The sequence below is a fragment of the Paraburkholderia sp. 35.1 genome (assembly GCF_050436525.1).
GTDB lineage: Bacteria > Pseudomonadota > Gammaproteobacteria > Burkholderiales > Burkholderiaceae > Paraburkholderia > Paraburkholderia tuberum.
On record NZ_JBNDMJ010000002.1, the window covers coordinates 372051 to 392210 of the forward strand.

The following is a 20160-nucleotide window of genomic DNA, read 5'->3' on the forward strand; positions in this document are numbered from 1 at the left end:
CGCTCACGTTACCGCGACAAAAAATAACTGTTATCGGGCAGTCGCAACGCTATCGAGCGCCTCGCGCACCTCGGCAACGAAACGCGTGAGCGTCTCGGCAGCGGCGTCGGGCGCTGCCTGTTCGAGCAATTGAACGATACGGCTGCCGATCACGACGGCATCGGCCACCTCGCCCACCGCACGCGCCGTTTGCGCGTCGCGAATGCCGAAACCGACGCCCACCGGCAGGGGGACGCGCGACTTGATGGCCGGGATTTTACTCGCGATGCTGGAAACGTCCAGATTTGCGGCGCCGGTGACCCCTTTCAGCGACACATAGTAGACGTAACCGCTGGCGATGCGGCCGACTTCGGCGATACGTTCGTCGGTTGAAGTCGGCGCGAGCAAAAAGATCGGATCGATCCCGGCAGATTGCATCTGTTCCGCGAAGTTTGCGCACTCCTCAGGCGGATAGTCGACCACCAGCACGCCATCGACACCGGCTTCCTTCGCGGCTTTCGCGAAGGCCTCGGCGCCCATTCGCTCGATCGGATTCGCATAGCCCATCAGCACGACCGGGGTTTTGTCGTCGGCTTCGCGGAAGCGTTTGACGTCGGCCAGCACATGGCGTAGCGACACGCCCTTCGCGAGCGCGCGTTCAGACGACTGCTGAATGACAGGACCGTCTGCCATTGGGTCGGAAAACGGCACGCCTAGTTCGATCACATCGGCGCCGCCGGCGGCGAGGGCGTGCATGAACTCGACCGTGCGAGCCGGGTCCGGGTCGCCAGCGGTCATGAACGGGATCAAGCCTTTCTTACCTTGGGCGGACAGCGCGGCAAACGTGTTCTTGATACGGGACATGGAAGTACTCTCGAATTAGGGCTATTGCGCGCCCATTGCCGCGCGCTTTTCAGCGAACTTAGCGGCGCATCTCGCGCTTTTCACTGCACTTCGGTCGGCGGCTGCACTTTTGGCCTGGCTCGGGTCCGACGGGGCGCAGCAGGCGTAGCGGCGGCGCTGACGCGCTCGCGCGCTATCGCACAATAGCTCTCGTTGATCTCATAGCCGACGAATTCGCGCTGATGACGGACGCAAGCGACTGCGGTGGTGCCGCTGCCCATGAATGGGTCGAGCACGCGGCCGCCCTTCGGGCAGCAGGACAGTACCATCCGCTCGACGATTTCCAGAGGTTTCTGGGTTGGGTGCGCAACGCGCTCGGCATGCTGCCGATGCAGACGCGATACCGACCAGACATCCTTCGGATTATAGCCAAGCTCCAACCACTTGCTTCCTTCGAACAACTTTCGCGAACGCGCCTTCTTCGTGACTGCATCGTACGGGATGCGGACGGGATCGAGATCGAAGAAGTAGTCCTTCGACACGGCGAAAAAACCGATGTTGTCATGCACTGACGTGAAGCGGCGCGTGGTGCCGCCCATACTCGGCACGCGCCGGTCCCAGATGATTTCGTTGACCATCGTGAGTTTCGTCTTCAGGAAACTGAAGATTTCCGGCGCGTATTGCCAGGTGCAGAAGATATAGAGCGACCCTGTTGGCTTGAGCTTCGGTACAGCGAGCTCGAGCCAGCCGCGCGTCCAGACGAGAAATTCCTCGCCCGTGCGCATGTCCGAGTCGTTGCCATAGTCCTTCCCCAACCCATAAGGCGGATCACAGACGATCAGGTCGATCGACTCATCGGGAATGTTCGCTACATCGGTTAGAAAATCGCGGTTCAATAGCTGAATGCCCGCAGGCACCTGCGCCAGCAGCGGTGCGGATGCCGCGGCCGCCGGGACTTCGGCGGCCGGATTCGTGGATTCAATCGCCGGCTGCGGCTCGTCGAACTCGTCGCGCATCGTCGCGGCTCAGAACTGGATACCCGATCGCTCAGCGACCGTGTGCATGTCCTTGTCGCCGCGGCCCGACAGGTTGACCAGCAGAATCTTGTCTTTCGACAAGGTCGGCGCGAGTTTCGTAGCGTAAGCGAGCGCGTGGCTCGACTCCAGCGCAGGAATAATGCCCTCGATGCGGCAGCAATCGTGGAACGCCTTCAGGGCTTCTTCGTCGGTGATGCCTACGTATTGAGCGCGATTGCTCTCTTTTAGCCACGCGTGCTCGGGGCCGACACCCGGGTAGTCGAGGCCTGCCGACACCGAATGCGTCTCGATGATCTGGCCGTCTTCGTCTTGCAGCAGATACGTGCGGTTACCGTGCAACACGCCGGGACTACCGCCGATTAGCGATGCCGCGTGACGACCCGTTTCGAGGCCGTCGCCGGCCGCTTCGACGCCGATCAACTGCACGGAACTATCGTCGATATATGGGTAAAAGATTCCCATCGCATTCGAACCGCCGCCAACACACGCGATGACGGCGTCCGGCTGGCGGCCAGCGAGTTCTGGCATCTGCACGCGGCATTCGTCGCCGATCACTCGCTGGAAGTCGCGCACCATCATCGGGTACGGATGCGGACCCGCAACCGTGCCGATGATGTAGAACGTGTTTTCGACGTTGGTGACCCAGTCGCGCATCGCTTCGTTCAGCGCGTCCTTCAGCGTGCGCGACCCCGATTCGACCGGCACGACCGTCGCACCGAGCAGTTTCATGCGATAAACGTTCGCGGCCTGGCGGCGCACGTCCTCGGCGCCCATGTAGACCACGCACTCCATACCGAAGCGCGCGCAGATTGTCGCCGTGGCCACGCCGTGCTGACCGGCGCCGGTTTCCGCGATCACGCGCGGCTTGCCCATGCGCTTGGCGAGCAGCGCCTGGCCGATCACGTTGTTGATCTTGTGCGCGCCGGTGTGATTCAGGTCTTCACGCTTCAGATAAAGCTGCGCGCCGCCGAGCAATTCGCTCCAGCGCTGGGCGTGATAAATCGGGGACGGGCGACCCACGAAATACTTCAATTCGCGCTCGTACTCGGCGACGAACTCCGGGTCTTTCTGATATTTCTCGTACGCTTCACGCAACTCGTTGAGTGCGGAAAACAGCGTTTCGGCGACGAACACACCACCAAATTGGCCGAAGTGGCCTCTTTCGTCAGGCAAGTTGTACATGGTGATCACTTTTCTCAGGATGGCTCGCGGCTTTCATCGGAAAGCGCCCGCGAGCCTGAATCATTCAGCGTCCGCAGCGCGCACCGCGCGTACAAACGCCGCCATCCGGGCGTGATCCTTCACGCCCCGGGCGCCCGCTACTTCGATGCCGCTCGAGACATCGACCGCGTACGGGCGCACGCGATGGATCGCATCACTGACGTTTTGCGCGTTCAACCCACCACTCAAAACGGCCCGACGCGCGAGCTCTGCTGGAATAAGTGACCAATCGAAAACCTTCCCACCGCCGCCGTAGCCTTCGACATGGGTGTCGAATAGAAGACCACTAGCTGCTGAATAGTTGAATGCCGATTTTACCAAATCGGCCGCTCGAGTATCCGCCGCAACTCGCAACGCGCGCAACCAAGGCAAACCCGCAACGCCGGCGAGCGCCTCGCACTGCTCAGGCGTCTCGTCGCCGTGGAACTGCAACAGCGTCAGGTTCACGTTGCTCGCGACTTCGTGAATCCATTCCGCCGTCGCGTTGACGAACAGACCGACGACCGACACGAACGGCGGCACCTCGTGCACGAGTTCGACCGCTTGCGCGACGCTCACCGAGCGCGGGCTCGGCGGATAGAACACGAGGCCGATCGCGTCGGCGCCGAGGTCGATCGCGTGTGCAATGTCGACGGGTTTCGACAGTCCGCACAGCTTGATGCGCGTGCGATGTGGCACGCCTTGCAAGGCGGTGGCGTCGATCTGAATGGCGGGGTTCTCTGCTGCTTTCATGTTTCCGGTTGTTCGGTCCATACGCTGCTCCACGGCACGCTGCCCGTCGCCGGATCGGGCACTCCGAATTGCTCAGGATAGCCCACTTGCGCGAGATACAAGCCGTCGGGCATGAAGGTCGGCGCCGCGCAATCGCGGCTACGGCTCGCGAGCACGTCGGCCATCCACGCGGCCGGGCGGCGGCCGCTGCCGATTTCGATCAGACAGCCCATCACGTTGCGCACCATGTGATGCAGGAAGGCGTTCGCGCGGAAGCGGAAATGCACGAAGTTACCCTGTCGTTTGACGTCGATCTGGTACAGGTGCTTGAACGGCGTCTTCGACTGGCATTGCGACGAACGAAACGCCGAAAAGTCATGCTCGCCGATCAGGTGCTCGGCGGCCGAGCGCATCGCGTCGACGTCGAGTGGCGTGTGCACCCAGCCGGCGCGCGTCGTGAGCATCGGCGAGCGAACCGGACTTACGTACAGCACGTAGTAATAGGTCCGCTCGAATGCCGAAAACCGCGCGTGAAAATCGTCGGGCATCGGCTTGGCCCATTGCACGCCGATCGTCTTCGGCAGAAACGCATTCGGGCCGCGCACCCAGGAGATCTCGAGACGATCGAGGTCGGTGTCGAAATGCACGACCTGACCCAAGCCATGCACACCGCGGTCGGTGCGGCCGGCGACCACCGTCTGCACGGGCCTGCGCATGAATTCGCGCAGCGCCCGTTCGAGCTCGTCCTGTACCGTGTTGCCATGCGGCTGCGACTGCCATCCAGTGAACGCGGCGCCGTCGTATTGCACGCCTAATGCGATGCGCTTCACGACAGCGGTGCGAGAGTCGAAAGCAACGCGCGGGCTTCGGTGCGCGTGGCCGGATCGTTTGCTTCGATCACTTCGTTGATGAGCGCGCGGGCGCCCGCCAGATCGCCGAGCTCGATGTACTCGGAGGCCAACTCCAGCTTGTTGCGCGCGATGCGGCCGAGATCGGCCGGTGTGAAGGCCGGCAATGGCTGAGCCGGGCTCGGCGGCAACTCGAGGTCGAAGTCGAGCTTCAGCGCGCCGAAGCCGGCCGCGCCGAGGCCCGCGACGGCGCCGTGGCCGGCTGTGCCGGCGGCGATCTGGTCGGCGATGTGCGGGGCGTCGTCGTCCGCGCCATGGACGCCGAAGGCCTGCTGCGCGGTCGTGCCGGGCGATGCGACCGGTTGCGTCGAAAGCGACGTGGAAGGCTCCGCTTCGCCGAGGGTGGGCACGTCGATGCGCGGTGGCAGCGGCATGTTGAGGCTGCCGAACGCGTCGACGGCCTCGCGCGGGAACTCGGTCGGCGCGGACGGCGCGCGTTCCGTCGGCACGGGGATGTCGCTGAACGGCTGACCGAACGACGTAGTGGCGCGCGGTTCGATCTGATGTTGCGTGAAATCGATCACTGGGGGTGGAACGTTCAAGGGGGACTGCGGTTCGGCCGTCGCGGTGTGCGACGCTGTCGAGGGCGGTTCCGCGGCGCTTGGGCTCGGGGTTGTCGTCGTGCCTGTTGTTTTCTCTGCGGTCGGACTTTCTGTGGGTTCCTCGTCCCATTGCAGGCGATGCGCGTTCTCGTCCTGCGTCGCGGCGCCAACCGGTTCGAGCGGTCCCAGCGGCAGCGCGTCGGCGCCGAGTTCTGCCGCGGCGGCGAGATTGGCGGCCGTCGCGGCCGAGCGCAGCGTCTCGTCATGGGCGGGTGCGACAGCCGGTGGTTCGCTGGACAGTTCGCTTTGGCTGGGTAGCGGGATGCTGGCGAGTGGCGCCGTCGGTGCAGTAGGTTCGGGCGTGCCTGCTTGCTGTGCCGCTTGTTCTTCTGCGGCGCGCTCGGATGCGCTGCGTTCTGCTGCGATGCGTTCCGCTTCCGCATGTTCGGCGGCGACGCGTGCTGCTGCTTGTTCGGCTGCTGCGCGTTCCGCCGCGGCGTGTTCTCCGGCCGCTGCTCGCTCCGCTGCCGTCTGTTCGGCTGCTGCACTTTCCGCTGCGGCTTGCTCGACTGCTGCACGTTCGGCTGCCGCGCTTTCTGCTGTGGCTTGCTCGGCTGCTGCACGTTCCGCAGCCGCACGTTCCGCAGCCGCACGTTCCGCAGCCGCATGCTCTGCTGCTGCGGCCTGCCGTGCAACCTCTTGATCTTGCGCGTCCGATCCTTCCGTGACCGCGGCCTGCCCCGCCGCCGCGCTGCCATTGCGCGAATCGGCCTCACGCGCGGATCTCGCCATTTCCGCATCAGTTGCCTGGGCAGCCCGTGCCGCGGCCTCTTTATCGTGCTTGCGGCGACCCATGCGCAGAGCAGCGAGCAGAACAATCAGTGCCGCGCCTACGGCCGCCGCGATGCTCAAATCGCGCTGAGAGATGCCGCCCTCATTCGACGGCGACGTCGTCACATTCGCGTGCTCCGGCGCCACGGCCACGGTCGCCGCGGAACCTGCCGGGGCCGGCTGCGCAGCGCTCGTCGGCGTTGGGCCTGAAGCGACGGGCGCCCCGCCGATACCGTGCTTCTGCAACTCCATCAGCACGCGGTTTTTCAGCGCCAGCAATTGCTGCAGACTCGACACCTGCGGATGCGGCTGCGAAGCCGCCTGCGCGGTCGCTGCCGACGGCGCTTGTCCGGCGGGCGCGCTCGCCGCCGGTTGAATCGATCCGGCCCATTCCCGCGTGCCACTCGTCGCCACCGGCGCCGAACCGGCCACTGGCGCGGACGAAACCGCACCGCCCGCCGCCACGCCGGTCGATACCACCGCACTGGCCGCGCCGGAAACCGTGGATGCGGCTGGCGTCGTCGCTTGAGCCGCCGCGCTGGCCGTACTCGCGGCGGCGGCGTTGACCTGCGCGACTGCACTCGCCGTGCTGGCGGCAGCCGCCGCGGCCGGCGCGGCAGTCGGCGCGGCAGCGGGCGCGGCCGCCGTGGACTCCGACGCCCCTGCCGCGGCCCCAGTCGACGAAGCCGCCAAGGCCCCCGACGCATCGAGCGCCGGCACGATCAACACCGCTCCTACACGCATCCGGCTCGGATCGTGATTCATGAACGCGGCCGGATTCGTGTCGAACAATGCGTGCGTAGCGCGCGCGAGTACCGCCCGGTCATGCGACTGCGTAATAGCGATCGCGACATCGTTCAGCGACTGCCCTGCGTGTACGGTGTACTGAGAGCCCGCAGCGACAGCAACGACAGCGGTAGTGGAACTGACAGCGGAAGCGGCATCCGGCGCGCTCGTGGCACTGGCCGGCGCGGCAAGCGCATTGCCCGCGCCACCGCCGAGCAGCGCAAGGGCGAAAGTGGCACAAGCGGCCATCGCCGCCGGACGGCTGCTGAATCGCACCTTCTCGTGACGAATGGACATAGCCCGAAGAGCGGAGCGTCGAAAGTTCATCGGGACTCCTGGGCGCGTCAGCGCGCAGCCTTTTTTGCGAGTGGAAAGAGACAAGATGATCGGAGCACACAATGAAAAAGCGCCGCGCAAGCGCGACGCTTCTTGAGTTGTCTACGCGTCGTGAGCGCGTAGTTTACTTTACTTGTCGAGCACAATGCGAAGCATACGACGCAGCGGTTCAGCCGCGCCCCACAGCAGCTGATCGCCGACAGTGAAGGCCGACAGATACTCGCCGCCCATCGCGAGCTTGCGCACGCGGCCGACCGGCACCGTCAGCGTACCGGTGACAACCGCCGGGGACAGATCGCGCATCGACGCTTCGCGTTCGTTCGGCACAACCTTGACCCAGTCGTTGCCCGACGCGAGGATGCTGTTCACTTCGTCGAGCGGCACGTCCTTGTTCAGCTTGATCGTGAGCGCTTGCGAATGGCAGCGCATTGCGCCGATCCGCACGCACAGACCATCGACGGGAATCGAACCCGGCGTGCCCATGGCCGGCTTGCCGAGGATCTTGTTGGTTTCCGCGCCGCCCTTCCACTCTTCCTTCGACATGCCGTTGCCGAGATCCTTGTCGATCCACGGAATCAGCGAGCCCGCGAGCGGTACGCAGAAGTGGTCGGTCGGCATGCTGTCGCTGTTCATCGCTTCGAGCACGCGGCGGTCGATGTCGAGAATCGCCGAAGCCGGGTCTGCCAGTTCGTTCTTCACCGCGCCGTGCAGCGTGCCCATTTGCGACAGCAATTCGCGCATGTTCTGCGCGCCCGCGCCGGATGCGGCCTGATAAGTCATGGCCGTCATCCAGTCGACGAGGTTTTCGCGGAACAGGCCGCCCAATGCCATCAGCATCAGGCTGACCGTGCAGTTACCGCCGATGAAATTCTTCTGGCCTTTGACGAGCGCGTTCTTGATCACGTCGAGGTTGACCGGGTCGAGAATGATGACCGCGTCGTCCTTCATGCGCAGCGACGATGCCGCGTCGATCCAGTAGCCGTTCCAGCCCGCCGCGCGCAGCTTCGGGAACACTTCGTTCGTGTAGTCACCGCCCTGGCAGGAAATGATCGCGTCGCACTTCTTCAGGTCGTCGATGCTTGTCGCATCTTTGAGCCTGGTCTCGTTTTTGGCGAACGAAGGCGCGTTGCCGCCCGCGTTGCTGGTGCTGAAAAACACCGGTTCGATCAAGTCGAAATCGCCTTCCTGCTGCATACGTTGCATCAGGACGCTGCCGACCATGCCGCGCCAACCTACGAGACCTACGTTCATGACTTCATACCCTTCGAATGGAAACTTCCCCGCGTCTTTGCCCGCAGTGACCGCGCGGGGAAGATGGGCGGGCACGACGGACGATCAGCGCTTCGTGATCGTTTTCGGGGTAATGGTTTTGATGGTAATGGCGAACTCGATCGCACGGGCCGTTGTGCCGTGCATTTTGGAAATCGAGGAGATTTGGGAGATCTGAGCCATCAAAACAATATACACGAAAACGGAAAACTGGCGGCGTTCTTCGCCGTATGACGCGCAAATCGGCCTGTTTCAAGGCCCGATTCGCGTTTTTAAAAGGCCAGTATCGTTGACCTGACCACCGCATGCCCTCGCTCTGCGAGCGCATGCGGTGCACGCGTTTTACAGCGCGGCCACGACGGCATCGCCCATCGCGGCGGTGCCGATCTGCTTGCAACCCGGCGTGAGAATGTCGCCGGTACGATAGCCCTGTTCGAGCACCTTCTTCACCGCGGTTTCGATGCGATCGGCCTGCTCCGCCTTGTTCAGCGAATAGCGCAGCATCATCGCGGCCGACAGGATCGTGGCGAGCGGATTGGCAACGCCCTTGCCGGCGATATCCGGCGCGGAGCCATGCGACGGCTCGTACAAGCCCTTGTTGTTCTTGTCGAGCGATGCCGACGGCAGCATGCCGATCGAGCCGGTCAGCATGGCCGCCTCGTCGGACAGGATGTCGCCGAACATGTTGCCGGTCACGATCACGTCGAACGACTTCGGCGCCTTCACGAGCTGCATCGCGGCGTTGTCGACGTACATGTGCGACAGTTCGACGTCCGCGTATTCCTTCGACACGTCGATCATCACGTCCTTCCAGAACTGCGACGTTTCGAGCACGTTGGCTTTATCGACCGAGGTGAGCTTCTTGCCGCGCTTTTGCGCCGCCTGGAATGCGACGTGCGCGATGCGGCGCACTTCGGGTTCCGAATAGCGCATCGTGTCGAAGCCTTCCTTTGCGCCGGCGAACAGGCCGTCCGGCGACGTACGCACGCCGCGCGGCGCGCCGAAGTAGATGTCGCCGTTCAGTTCGCGCACGATCAGGATGTCGAGACCCGAAACGATCTCTTCCTTCAGCGACGACGCGCCCGTCAGTTGCGGGTAGCAGATCGCCGGACGGAAGTTCGCGAAAAGTTCCAGGTGCTTGCGCAGACCGAGAATCGCCTGCTCAGGGCGCAGCGCGCGTTCGAGCTTGTCGTACTTCCAGTCGCCGACCGCGCCGAACAGGATCGCGTCGGCTTCCTTCGCGAGCGCGAGCGTCGAGTCCGGCAGCGGGTGGCCCTTCGCTTCGTAGCCTGCGCCGCCGACCGGCGCTTCTTCGAGTTCGAACTTCTCGCCCAGCACGTTCAGGACCTTGACGGCCTCCTTGACGATTTCGGGACCGATGCCGTCGCCCGGCAACACTGCGATCTTCATGCGAATTCCTTGATGATTTTTTCGGATCTTTCTGGCGCAAACCGACATTGGCGCGCGGACTTCACGCCCCTGACGCCCTCACGGTTTCGCTTAACGGACGAGGCGATGGTTCAGCCACGGTTGCTTCGCGAGACGCTCCGCTTCGAATTGGCGGATCTTGTCCGCGTGACGCAGCGTGAGGCCGATGTCGTCGAAACCGTTCAGCAGACAATACTTGCGGAACGCAGCGACTTCGAACGGATATTCGGTGCCGCCGTCGGCCGTGCGCACGACTTGCGCTTCGAGGTCGATCGTCAGCTCGAAGCCGTTGAACGCATACGTCTCGTTGAACAGATGATCGACCTGCTGTTCGGTCAGCACGATCGGCAGCACGCCGTTCTTGAAGCAGTTGTTGTAGAAGATGTCCGCGAAGCTCGGCGCGATCAGCGCGCGAAAGCCGTATTGCTGCAACGCCCAGGGCGCGTGTTCGCGCGAGCTGCCGCAGCCAAAATTCTTGCGCGCGAGCAGCACCGAGGCGCCCTGGTAGCGCGGCTGGTTCAGCACGAAATCCGGGTTCAGCGGACGCTTCGAGTTGTCTTGACCCGGTTCGCCGTGGTCGAGGTAGCGCCATTCGTCGAACGCATTCGGACCGAAACCCGTGCGCTTGATCGACTTCAGGAACTGCTTCGGAATGATCGCGTCCGTGTCGACGTTCTCGCGATCGAGCGGCGCCACGACGCCGGTGTGTACGATGAATTTATCCATGACGCTTGCGCCTGTTCAGGACCGGGCGATGCGACTGGCGGCTGGAACCCCCGCGCCGTATCGCCGGCAAAAATCAAAAACCGCTTATTTCTCAGCGTGATTGCTGATCGAATTGCCGAGGTGCGACATGTCCTGGCCGAATCCGTGCACCGTGTTGCAGCCGGCAAGACCGAGCAGGAGCCCGGCGAACGTGCCGAGTGCGAAGCGGCGCAATAGAGTGATGCGATTCATGTTCTTCATCATGCGATTTATCCGAGCTTGCGAATGTCGACGAAATGCCCTTCGATGGCCGCAGCCGCGGCCATCGCGGGGCTCACCAGGTGCGTGCGGCCACCAGCGCCCTGACGACCTTCGAAATTGCGGTTCGACGTGGACGCGCAACGCTCGCCCGGCTCGAGCCGGTCGGCGTTCATTGCCAGACACATCGAGCAGCCCGGCTCGCGCCATTCGAAACCGGCCTCGGTAAAGACCTTGTCGAGGCCTTCACGCTCCGCCTGCGCCTTCACGAGACCCGAACCCGGCACGACCATCGCCAGACGGATGTTCGGCGCGACCCGACGGCCGAGCTTCTTCACGACATAAGCCGCGGCGCGAATGTCTTCGATGCGCGCGTTGGTGCACGACCCGATAAAGATTTTATCCGGCTTGATCGACTCGATCGGCGCGTTCGGCTCGAGCGCCATGTACTTGAGCGCGCGCTCCATCGCGTCGCGCTTGACCGGGTCCTTTTCGCGCTCCGGATCCGGCACGCGGCCGTCGATCGGCGTGACCATTTCCGGCGACGTGCCCCAGGTGACCTGCGGCACGATTTCGGCGGCGTTCAACTCGACCACGCGATCGAAATGCGCTCCGTCGTCCGACTTGAACTGCTTCCAGTACTCGACCGCGTGATCCCACTCGACGCCCTGCGGCGAGAACGGACGGCCTTTCAGGTATTCGACCGTGGTGTCGTCGACGGCGACCATGCCGGCGCGCGCGCCCGCTTCGATCGCCATGTTGCAGACCGTCATGCGGCCTTCCATTGTCAGCGAACGGATCGTCGAGCCGCCGAATTCGATCGCGTAGCCGGTGCCGCCCGCGGTGCCGATCTTGCCGATGATCGCGAGCACGATGTCCTTCGCGGTACAGCCGCGCGGCAATTGGCCCTCGACCTTCACGAGCATGTTCTTGCTCTTCTTCTGCAGCAGCGTTTGCGTGGCCAGCACGTGCTCGACTTCCGACGTACCGATGCCGTGCGCGAGCGCGCCGAACGCGCCGTGCGTGGACGTGTGCGAGTCGCCGCAGACGATTGTCATACCCGGCAGCGTGGCGCCCTGTTCCGGCCCGATGATGTGAACGATGCCCTGACGCAGGTCGTTCATCTTGAACTGTGTGATGCCGAAGGCGTCGCAGTTGGCGTCGAGCGTGTCGACCTGCAGCTTCGATACCGGATCGGCGATGCCGTGGCTGCGGTCCGTGGTCGGCACGTTGTGGTCGGACACGGCCAGGTTCGCGCTGATGCGCCACACCGGACGCTCGGCCATCTTCAGGCCTTCGAACGCCTGCGGGCTGGTCACTTCATGCAGCAGGTGACGGTCGATGTAGAGAATCGTGGTGCCGTCGTCTTCCGTGTGGACCACGTGCGTGTTCCACAATTTGTCGTAGAGAGTCTGTGCCATGGTATGCGGGGTAGTAGTGACTGCGGGCTGACTGTGTCGATTGATTATGCCACGCTGCACACCGCGATGGGCTGCTCAGCCGACGAAAAAACCGATAAAAAACATGGAGTTGGCTGGTAGTGGCAATACCTGTATCGTCGTTACCCGGCAAGCGTTGGCCCCAGCGACGCCTAGCTGCCGCCGAAACGGAAAACGCCCCAACGGTAAACCCGTCGAGGCGTTTTATTCACTCCAATTTCGCGCTTTTGCACGGCACGAATGCCGCTGCGAAGCGCGCGTATCGAGGTCGATCAGCGATCAGCGCTGTGCGATCGGCTTCGCTTCACGCAGCGTCTCGCCGATGAACAACTGACGCGGACGACCAATCTTCTGCTCGGGATCGGCGATCATTTCGTTCCACTGCGCGATCCAGCCGACCGTACGCGCCATCGCGAAGATACACGTGAACATCGACGTCGGAATGCCCAGCGCGCGCTGCACGATGCCCGAGTAGAAGTCGACGTTCGGGTACAGCTTGCGCGACACGAAGTATTCGTCTTCGAGCGCGATCTTTTCGAGTTCCATCGCGAGCTTGAACAGCGGATCGTCGTGCAGGCCCAGCTCTTCGAGCACTTCGTAGCAGGTCTCGCGCATCAGCTTCGCGCGCGGGTCGTAGTTCTTGTACACGCGGTGGCCGAAGCCCATCAGCTTCACGCCCGAGTTCTTGTCCTTCACCTGCTTGATGAACTCAGAAATGTTGTCGACCGAGCCGATTTCTTCCAGCATGGTCAGCGCGGCTTCGTTCGCGCCGCCGTGCGCCGGGCCCCACAGACACGCGATACCCGCCGCGATACACGCGAACGGATTCGCGCCCGACGAACCGGCGAGCCGCACGGTCGACGTCGACGCGTTCTGCTCGTGGTCAGCGTGCAGGATCAGGATACGGTCGAGCGCGCGCACCAGCACGTCGTTGACCTCGTACTCTTCGCACGGGTTCGAGAACATCATGCGCATGAAGTTCGCGCTGTACGACAGGTCGTTCTTCGGATACACGAACGGCTGGCCGATGCTGTACTTGTACGCCATCGCGACCAGCGTGGGCAGCTTCGCGATCATACGGATCGCCGACACTTCGCGGTGACGCGGGTTATTGATGTCGAGCGAGTCGTGATAGAACGCCGACAGCGCGCCGACCGCGGCGACCAGAATTGCCATCGGGTGCGCGTCGCGGCGGAAGCCGCGGAAGAAGAACTGCATCTGCTCGTGCACCATCGTGTGCTTCGTGACGGTGCCGACGAATTCGACCTTCTGCTTCTGGTTCGGCAGCTCGCCGTTCAGCAGCAGGTAGCAGGTTTCGAGGAAATCGGCGTTTTGCGCGAGGTTGTCGATCGGGTAGCCGCGGTAGAGCAGTTCGCCCTTGTCGCCGTCGATGTAGGTAATCGCCGAATTGCACGCCGCCGTCGACATGAAGCCCGGGTCGTACGTGAATTTGCCGGTCTGGCCGTACAGTTTGCGAATGTCGATCACATCCGGGCCAATCGTGCCCTTGTAAATCGGCATTTCGACGCTCGGCGAATTGTCGCTGAACGATAGCGTGGCTTTAACATCTGACGGGGTCATAGCACATCCTCAATCGAAGTATGAATACAGGGTTTCGATAATTGCACGCCTGGAACAACGGACTGGCGGCGCTCAAGCGTTGCGCAGCAACTCCAGAACCCGGACCACGTCCGGGTCGGCCAGATCGCCTTCTGGTTCCTTGCGCGCGAGCAGCAAGTCCATCAGGTCGTTATCGCTCAGCTCGAGCAGGCGCGTGAGTGCGCCCACGTCGGCATCGCAGAGGTCATGCTCATATCGGCTGAAAAAACGCTCGAAAATCAGGTCGTTTTCCAGCAGGCCCCGCCGTGCGCGCCAGCGAAGACGCGCGCGGCGGAGAGGGTCGGACTGATGCGATGTTTCGGTCATGTCGGTACACCCCACGCCGCGCCCGGGCGCACTGACCGCCCTCTCGGGGGCAGCGCGCGCCAGGGGACGCGGAGCTCATTGATACTAGACAGCGCGGCGAACCATCAATTCCTTGATCTTGCCGATTGCCTTGGTCGGGTTAAGGCCCTTCGGACAAACGTCGACGCAGTTCATGATGGTGTGGCAACGGAACAGACGATACGGATCTTCCAGGTTGTCGAGGCGCTCGCCGGTTGCCTCGTCGCGGCTATCCGCGATGAAGCGGTAGGCTTGCAGCAGACCAGCCGGGCCGACGAACTTGTCCGGGTTCCACCAGAAGCTCGGGCACGACGTCGAGCAGCTCGCGCACAGGATACATTCGTACAGGCCGTCGAGCTCGTCACGTTCTTCCGGCGACTGCAGACGTTCCTTTTCAGGCGGCGGCGTATCGTTGATCAGGTACGGCTTGATCGAGTGATACTGGTTGAAGAACTGCGTGAAGTCGCAGATCAGGTCACGCACGACGGGCAGGCCCGGCAGCGGACGCAGCACGATCTTCTGCGGCAGGTCGTTCAGGTTCGTCAGGCACGCGAGGCCGTTCTTGCCGTTGATGTTCATTGCGTCCGAACCGCACACGCCTTCGCGGCACGAGCGGCGGAACGACAGGGTTTCGTCGAGCGCCTTCAGCTTGATGAGCGCGTCGAGCAGCATGCGTTCGTGCGAGTCGATTTCGATCTCGTACGTCTGCATGCGCGGAGCGGCGTCCTTGTCCGGATCGTAGCGGTAAATTTCAAATGTACGCTTGGCCATTTCTCTGAATTCCTTTGACTTGTGCCTTAGAAGGTACGCGCTTTCGGCGGAACCGATTCGACGGTCAGCGGCTTCATGTGAACCGGCTTGTAGTCGAGGCGATCGCCTTCGCTGAACCACAACGTATGGCGCAGCCAGTTTTCGTCGTCGCGATGTTCGAAGTCGTTCTGCGCGTGCGCGCCGCGGCTTTCCTTGCGCGCTTCGGCGGAGACCATCGTGGCGCGTGCCACTTCGATCAGGTTCGCCACTTCGAGCGCTTCGATGCGAGCCGTGTTGAACACCTTCGACTTGTCCTTCAGATGGATGTTGTCGACGCGTGCCGCCACTTCACGGATGGCCTCGACGCCTTCGGACAGCAGAGCCGAGGTACGGAACACACCAGCGTGCTTCTGCATCGTGCCGCGGATGTCGTTCGCGACCGACTGTGCGTACTCGCCCGACGACGAGTTGTCCAGCTTCGCCAGACGCGACAGCGCGAAGTCGGCTGCATCGGCCGGCAGCGGCTTGTGTTCCTTCAGTTCCTTCACGTGCTTGACGATGTGGTTGCCGGCAGCGCGGCCGAACACCACGAGGTCGAGCAGCGAGTTCGTGCCAAGGCGGTTTGCGCCATGCACCGACACGCACGAGCATTCGCCCACTGCGTAGAAACCGTTGACGACTTCTTCGGGGCCGCGCGGCGTCCCGACGACCTGGCCGTTGATGTTCGTCGGAATACCGCCCATCTGGTAGTGGATGGTCGGCACGACCGGGATCGGCTCCTTGATACAGTCGACGTTCGCGAACTTCAGCGCGATTTCGCGGATCGACGGCAGACGCTTCATGATCGTCTCGGCACCGATGTGCGACAGGTCGAGCAGCACGTGATCCTTGTTCGGACCCACGCCGCGGCCTTCCTTGATTTCCTGGTCCATCGAACGCGAAACGAAGTCGCGCGGCGCCAGATCCTTCAGCGTCGGCGCGTAGCGTTCCATGAAACGCTCGCCGTTCGAGTTACGCAGAATACCGCCTTCGCCGCGCACGCCTTCGGTGATCAGCACGCCCGCGCCGGCCACGCCGGTCGGGTGGAATTGCCAGAATTCCATGTCCTGCAGCGCGATGCCCGAACGGGCCGCCATGCCGAGGCCGTCACCGGTGTTGATGAACGCGTTGGTCGATGCCGCGAAGATCCGGCCCGCGCCGCCCGTGGCGAACAGCGTGGTCTTGCCTTCGAGGATGTAGACGTCGCCGGTTTCCATTTCCAGTGCGGTCACGCCGAGCACGTCGCCGTCGGCGTCGCGGATCAGGTCCAGCGCCATCCATTCGACGAAGAATTGCGTCTTGGCAGCAACGTTCTGCTGGTACAGCGTGTGCAGCAGCGCGTGACCGGTACGGTCAGCCGCCGCGCAGGCGCGTTGCACCGGCTTTTCGCCGTAGTTCGCGGTGTGGCCGCCGAACGGGCGCTGATAGATCGTGCCGTCTGCGTTACGGTCGAACGGCATGCCGAAGTGTTCGAGTTCGTAGACGGCGTTCGGTGCTTCACGGCACATGAACTCGATCGCGTCCTGGTCGCCGAGCCAGTCGGAGCCCTTGATCGTGTCGTAGAAGTGGTAGTGCCAGTTGTCTTCGCTCATGTTGCCGAGCGAAGCGCCGATGCCGCCTTGGGCCGCGACCGTGTGCGAACGCGTCGGGAACACCTTGGACAGCACGCAGACCGACAGACCGGCACGCGCGAGTTGCAGCGACGCGCGCATCCCCGAGCCGCCCGCGCCGACGATGACGACGTCGAAGCGGCGACGCGGCAGAGAATTCTTGATTGCAACCATGCTTTTATACTCTCCAGAGAATCTGCACAGCGTAGCCCGCACATGCGAGCAGCCAGAGGATCGTCAGCACCTGGAGGACGAGACGCGTGCCAACGGGCTTCACGTAATCCATCCAGATGTCACGGATACCAACCCACGCGTGGTAGAACAGCGAGAGAAGCGTGACGAACGTGGCGAGCTTCATCCACTGCGTCGCGAAGATCGACGCCCAGCCGTCGTACGAAAAGTCGCGCGCGAGGAAGAACCACGCGAGCAGAATCACCGTGTACACCGCCATCACGCAGGCGGTGACGCGTTGCGCGAGCCAGTCGCGCAGACCGTAATGCGCGCCGACGACGAGACGCTTCGAACCGATTCGGTTATTGGCTGACATTTTTAGAATGCTCCGAACAGTTTTGCCGCGAATGCGATGGTAAGCAGCGACGACACGACGATCACCACGATGGAGGTCGATTTGCCCTTCTCCTTCGACACGGCATCATGATTCGTATCCATCACGAGGTGACGGATGCCGGCGCAGAAGTGGAACAGGAAGGCCCACGCGAGAACCAGCGTGATCAGCTTGACGATGATGTTGGAGAGGAAGCCTTTGAATACTTCGAAGCTCAGTTCGGAAGTCAGGCTCTGATCGAAGAGGAACAGCAGGAACGGAAGGAAGAGAAACAACAAGGCACCGCTCACGCGATGCAGAATCGACACGCGCCCCGCCAGCGGGAGACGGTATGCCGTCAGTATTTGCCCAATACCGATGTTCCGGAATTCCGGCCTCGGTTTTTTTACGGCTTCTGCCATGCTAGACCCCTACTATGTAGTCACACTAATCCGCAATTTTAGCGCCTTTTTATATCGCGCTGCAGCGAAAACCACGCTGGGTCCTTTGCGGCGCGCGCATTAAAAGCGCCTTCCGATTGGCACGCGTGTGGGACGCCGCGCCTCGTTTCAGCCCGATTCAGCTCAGATCGTTCTGATAGTAATACCCGGTTGTGACATACCAACCTCGCCGGACTTCGACCGGCCGGTCCCCATAGGTATAGGACACGCGCTCGACCGACAGCAACGGAAAACCCGCCGGCACATGCAGCAGGTCCGCCACGGAAGGCTCCGCCGCGACCGCGCGGATTTTTTCCGTCGCGCGAATCATGCGGGTACCGAATTCCGTCTCGAACATCGCGTAGAGGGGACCCTTGTACTCCGACAGCCGCTCGAGCGTGAGCCCGCGGAACACGACGCCGGGCAGCCAGATTTCGTCGAGCACGGTGACTTCGCCGTCGAACTGCAGCAAACGCTTGATCAGCACGACCGGATCGGCCGGCTTCAGATCGAGCTGCCGCGCGATTTCCGCCGATGCGCGCAGCCGCCGGCATTCGAGCAGACGGCTCACGTGCGGATGCTCGGCGCCGTCGTCCGCGAGCAATCTCAGGAAACGGAACTGCGCGCGCTCTTCGTTGTGCGTTGCAACGAAGGTGCCCTTGCCCTGGCGGCGCACCAGCAGGTTGTCGGCGGCGAGTTCGTCGATCGCCTTGCGCACCGTACCCTGACTCACCTTGAAACGCGCGGCCAGTTCGACTTCACTAGGAATGATCTCGCCCGGCTTCCATTCGCCGCTTTCGAGGCTCTGCGTAATCAAGCCCTTGATCTGCTGATATAAGGGGCTGAAGGTAGGCGACGCGGCAGCGGAAACAGCGGATACGCCTTCGCCGGCGGCCCCTTGGCCATTCGGGTTCACAGGATTCGCCGGGTTCGAATTCATGCGCGCATTTCATCATAAAGGGCTGGGACACGTCTAGGGTTTTCCCCGCGATAGATGTGTCTTATATAAGACATAAGATACTGTTGACTTTGTCTGTTTCGACTCCTACACTCCTTGTCGAGCAAGGGTTTGCGGGATTTTGCGGCGGCTGTTTGATGCAGCGCCGCGACGCTCCGGCAGCCACTCTGCACCATGCCGTCCCCTACGCAGTCCAGGTTTCGATTCGCCGCCATCCGTTGCATTCGCGCGCTGTCTCCGTGTTGCACCCGCTGGCCCGACGCTTGCCGAAACGCGCTGTTTGCAGGAGCCCGCACCGTGCAGTTGCGGCCCCGGCCCGGCGTAAGCGCTGGGCCATCCCGTCCCGCTCCGCAGTACAGCTTTCCGGCACGGCGGTCTTGCCGCAGCGCGCCGCCCGGTCTCGCCAGTTCCGAGCCCGCACGCGAACAGTGAATTCCGCCGTGTTTCATCACGCTTCGCTGAACGCGCATATAGAATGGCGTTTTCCCTAGCGTCTAACGCATCGTCCTGGAGATTTCTCAATGGCTAAGCCCGCAAAGCGCGTTGCCGTCACCGGCGCCGCAGGTCAAATCGCTTACTCCCTGCTATTCCGCATCGCCAATGGCGACCTGCTCGGCAAGGACCAGCCGGTGATCCTGCAACTGCTCGATCTGCCGCAAGCGCAAGCCGCCGTCAAAGGCGTCGTGATGGAACTGGATGATTGCGCATTCCCGCTGCTGTCGGGCGTCGTGATCACGGACGACCCGAAGGTCGCGTTCAAGGACGCCGACATTGCACTGCTGGTCGGCGCGCGTCCGCGTTCGAAGGGTATGGAGCGCAAGGATCTGCTGTCGGCCAACGCCGAAATCTTCACGGTTCAGGGCAAGGCGCTGAACGACGTCGCCAGCCGCGACGTGAAGGTTCTGGTGGTCGGCAACCCGGCCAACACGAACGCATACATCGCCATGAAGTCGGCGCCGGATCTGCCGAAGAAGAACTTCACCGCGATGCTCCGTCTGGACCACAACCGCGCGCTGTCGCAACTGGCCGCCAAGTCGGGCAAGCCGGTCGCGTCGATCGAAAAGCTCGCAGTGTGGGGCAACCACTCGCCGACCATGTACCCCGACTTCCGCGTTGCAACGGCTGAAGGTCAGGACCTGACCAAGCTGATCAACGACGAAGAATGGAACCGCAACACGTTCATCCCGACCGTCGGCAAGCGCGGCGCGGCGATCATCGAAGCGCGCGGCCTGTCGTCGGCGGCATCGGCGGCTAACGCTGCGATCGACCACGTGCGTGACTGGGTGCTCGGCACGAACGGCAAGTGGGTCACGATGGGCATCCCGTCGGACGGCTCGTACGGCATCCCTGAAGACATCATCTACGGCGTGCCCGTGACCTGCGAAAACGGCGAGTACAAGCGCGTCGAAGGTCTGGCAATCGACGCGTTCTCGCGCGAAAAGATGGACGGCACGCTGCAGGAACTGCTGGAAGAGCGCGACGGCGTTCAGCACCTGCTCGGCTAAGCTATCTGATGCCGATGAACCGGAACTCCGAAGCCTCAGCGCGGCGGGTTCCGGTTTTTTTCGTGTGAATGGCCGTG

19 protein-coding genes are annotated in these 20160 nt (G+C 62.8%); 1 reads left to right on the top strand and 18 read right to left on the bottom strand.

Annotation, left to right across the window (positions count from 1 at the left end; translation table 11 throughout):
- Nucleotides 1–30: 30 nt before the first annotated feature.
- The 18 genes from trpA to OKW27_RS07615 form a co-directional block, all read right to left on the bottom strand.
- Complete coding sequence (gene trpA, locus OKW27_RS07530; protein WP_184036040.1) at nt 31–843, bottom strand: tryptophan synthase subunit alpha; 813 nt, start codon at nt 841–843, stop codon at nt 31–33.
- 80 nt (nt 844–923) lie between these two features.
- Nucleotides 924–1838 (bottom strand): DNA-methyltransferase, encoded by a 915-nt coding sequence (locus OKW27_RS07535; protein WP_429333082.1) that lies wholly within the window; start codon nt 1836–1838, stop codon nt 924–926.
- A 9-nt stretch (nt 1839–1847) separates the two neighbouring features.
- Nucleotides 1848–3041, bottom strand: a complete 1194-nt coding sequence (gene trpB, locus OKW27_RS07540) for a tryptophan synthase subunit beta (protein ID WP_090808306.1) — start codon at nt 3039–3041, stop codon at nt 1848–1850.
- 60 nt (nt 3042–3101) lie between these two features.
- Nucleotides 3102–3812, bottom strand: a complete 711-nt coding sequence (locus OKW27_RS07545) for a phosphoribosylanthranilate isomerase (protein WP_429334565.1) — start codon at nt 3810–3812, stop codon at nt 3102–3104.
- Nucleotides 3809–4621, bottom strand: a complete 813-nt coding sequence (gene truA, locus OKW27_RS07550; RefSeq protein ID WP_429333083.1) for a tRNA pseudouridine(38-40) synthase TruA — start codon at nt 4619–4621, stop codon at nt 3809–3811. Before truA ends, OKW27_RS07545 begins: the two co-directional genes overlap by 4 nt.
- A complete protein-coding gene (locus tag OKW27_RS07555) occupies nt 4618–7185 on the bottom strand; it encodes a FimV/HubP family polar landmark protein (RefSeq protein WP_429333084.1) in 2568 nt (855 codons plus the stop codon). The genes truA and OKW27_RS07555 overlap by 4 nt, the downstream gene beginning before the upstream one ends.
- 138 nt (nt 7186–7323) lie before the next feature.
- Nucleotides 7324–8445 (bottom strand): aspartate-semialdehyde dehydrogenase, encoded by a 1122-nt coding sequence (gene asd, locus OKW27_RS07560; protein ID WP_429333085.1) that lies wholly within the window; start codon nt 8443–8445, stop codon nt 7324–7326.
- A gap of 360 nt (nt 8446–8805) precedes the next feature.
- A complete protein-coding gene (gene leuB, locus OKW27_RS07565) occupies nt 8806–9873 on the bottom strand; it encodes a 3-isopropylmalate dehydrogenase (protein ID WP_090808296.1) in 1068 nt (355 codons plus the stop codon).
- Between the two features lie 90 nt (nt 9874–9963).
- Entirely contained in the window at nt 9964–10617 is a 654-nt protein-coding gene (leuD, locus tag OKW27_RS07570; protein ID WP_090808294.1) for a 3-isopropylmalate dehydratase small subunit, read from the bottom strand.
- An 84-nt stretch (nt 10618–10701) separates the two neighbouring features.
- The gene (locus OKW27_RS07575) at nt 10702–10860 is read right to left on the bottom strand and encodes an entericidin A/B family lipoprotein (protein ID WP_018424119.1); all 159 of its coding nucleotides are present in this window, start codon (nt 10858–10860) and stop codon (nt 10702–10704) included.
- A 5-nt stretch (nt 10861–10865) separates the two neighbouring features.
- The gene (gene leuC / locus OKW27_RS07580) at nt 10866–12275 is read right to left on the bottom strand and encodes a 3-isopropylmalate dehydratase large subunit (RefSeq protein ID WP_184036019.1); all 1410 of its coding nucleotides are present in this window, start codon (nt 12273–12275) and stop codon (nt 10866–10868) included.
- Nucleotides 12276–12572: 297 nt separating this feature from the next.
- Nucleotides 12573–13874 carry a citrate synthase gene (gene gltA / locus OKW27_RS07585; protein ID WP_429333086.1) on the bottom strand — a complete coding sequence of 434 codons (1302 nt, stop codon included), beginning with the start codon at nt 13872–13874 and terminating at the stop codon, nt 12573–12575.
- A 72-nt stretch (nt 13875–13946) separates the two neighbouring features.
- Nucleotides 13947–14219 carry a succinate dehydrogenase assembly factor 2 gene (locus OKW27_RS07590; protein WP_429333087.1) on the bottom strand — a complete coding sequence of 91 codons (273 nt, stop codon included), beginning with the start codon at nt 14217–14219 and terminating at the stop codon, nt 13947–13949.
- Nucleotides 14220–14303: 84 nt separating this feature from the next.
- Nucleotides 14304–15008, bottom strand: a complete 705-nt coding sequence (locus OKW27_RS07595) for a succinate dehydrogenase iron-sulfur subunit (protein WP_090808286.1) — start codon at nt 15006–15008, stop codon at nt 14304–14306.
- 26 nt (nt 15009–15034) lie between these two features.
- Nucleotides 15035–16810, bottom strand: a complete 1776-nt coding sequence (gene sdhA, locus OKW27_RS07600; protein ID WP_184057561.1) for a succinate dehydrogenase flavoprotein subunit — start codon at nt 16808–16810, stop codon at nt 15035–15037.
- A 4-nt stretch (nt 16811–16814) separates the two neighbouring features.
- A complete protein-coding gene (sdhD, locus tag OKW27_RS07605) occupies nt 16815–17183 on the bottom strand; it encodes a succinate dehydrogenase, hydrophobic membrane anchor protein (RefSeq protein ID WP_429333088.1) in 369 nt (122 codons plus the stop codon).
- 2 nt (nt 17184–17185) lie between these two features.
- Complete coding sequence (sdhC, locus tag OKW27_RS07610) at nt 17186–17602, bottom strand: succinate dehydrogenase, cytochrome b556 subunit (RefSeq protein ID WP_090808277.1); 417 nt, start codon at nt 17600–17602, stop codon at nt 17186–17188.
- Nucleotides 17603–17759: 157 nt separating this feature from the next.
- The gene (locus OKW27_RS07615) at nt 17760–18560 is read right to left on the bottom strand and encodes a GntR family transcriptional regulator (protein WP_184038002.1); all 801 of its coding nucleotides are present in this window, start codon (nt 18558–18560) and stop codon (nt 17760–17762) included.
- 539 nt (nt 18561–19099) lie between these two features.
- Between OKW27_RS07615 and OKW27_RS07620 the strand changes: the two genes are divergently transcribed.
- Complete coding sequence (locus OKW27_RS07620) at nt 19100–20083, top strand: malate dehydrogenase (RefSeq protein ID WP_090808272.1); 984 nt, start codon at nt 19100–19102, stop codon at nt 20081–20083.
- Nucleotides 20084–20160: the final 77 nt, after the last annotated feature.

Coding starts and splice junctions, on each gene's coding strand:
- trpA (WP_184036040.1), bottom strand. CDS start 843: ATGTCCCGTATCAAGAACACGTTTGCCGCGCTGTCCGCCCAAGGTAAG.
- OKW27_RS07535 (WP_429333082.1), bottom strand. CDS start 1,838: ATGCGCGACGAGTTCGACGAGCCGCAGCCGGCGATTGAATCCACGAAT.
- trpB (WP_090808306.1), bottom strand. CDS start 3,041: ATGTACAACTTGCCTGACGAAAGAGGCCACTTCGGCCAATTTGGTGGT.
- OKW27_RS07545 (WP_429334565.1), bottom strand. CDS start 3,812: ATGAAAGCAGCAGAGAACCCCGCCATTCAGATCGACGCCACCGCCTTG.
- OKW27_RS07555 (WP_429333084.1), bottom strand. CDS start 7,185: ATGAACTTTCGACGCTCCGCTCTTCGGGCTATGTCCATTCGTCACGAG.
- asd (WP_429333085.1), bottom strand. CDS start 8,445: ATGAACGTAGGTCTCGTAGGTTGGCGCGGCATGGTCGGCAGCGTCCTG.
- leuB (WP_090808296.1), bottom strand. CDS start 9,873: ATGAAGATCGCAGTGTTGCCGGGCGACGGCATCGGTCCCGAAATCGTC.
- leuD (WP_090808294.1), bottom strand. CDS start 10,617: ATGGATAAATTCATCGTACACACCGGCGTCGTGGCGCCGCTCGATCGC.
- OKW27_RS07575 (WP_018424119.1), bottom strand. CDS start 10,860: ATGATGAAGAACATGAATCGCATCACTCTATTGCGCCGCTTCGCACTC.
- leuC (WP_184036019.1), bottom strand. CDS start 12,275: ATGGCACAGACTCTCTACGACAAATTGTGGAACACGCACGTGGTCCAC.
- gltA (WP_429333086.1), bottom strand. CDS start 13,874: ATGACCCCGTCAGATGTTAAAGCCACGCTATCGTTCAGCGACAATTCG.
- OKW27_RS07590 (WP_429333087.1), bottom strand. CDS start 14,219: ATGACCGAAACATCGCATCAGTCCGACCCTCTCCGCCGCGCGCGTCTT.
- OKW27_RS07595 (WP_090808286.1), bottom strand. CDS start 15,008: ATGGCCAAGCGTACATTTGAAATTTACCGCTACGATCCGGACAAGGAC.
- sdhA (WP_184057561.1), bottom strand. CDS start 16,810: ATGGTTGCAATCAAGAATTCTCTGCCGCGTCGCCGCTTCGACGTCGTC.
- sdhD (WP_429333088.1), bottom strand. CDS start 17,183: ATGTCAGCCAATAACCGAATCGGTTCGAAGCGTCTCGTCGTCGGCGCG.
- sdhC (WP_090808277.1), bottom strand. CDS start 17,602: ATGGCAGAAGCCGTAAAAAAACCGAGGCCGGAATTCCGGAACATCGGT.
- OKW27_RS07615 (WP_184038002.1), bottom strand. CDS start 18,560: ATGAATTCGAACCCGGCGAATCCTGTGAACCCGAATGGCCAAGGGGCC.
- OKW27_RS07620 (WP_090808272.1), top strand. CDS start 19,100: ATGGCTAAGCCCGCAAAGCGCGTTGCCGTCACCGGCGCCGCAGGTCAA.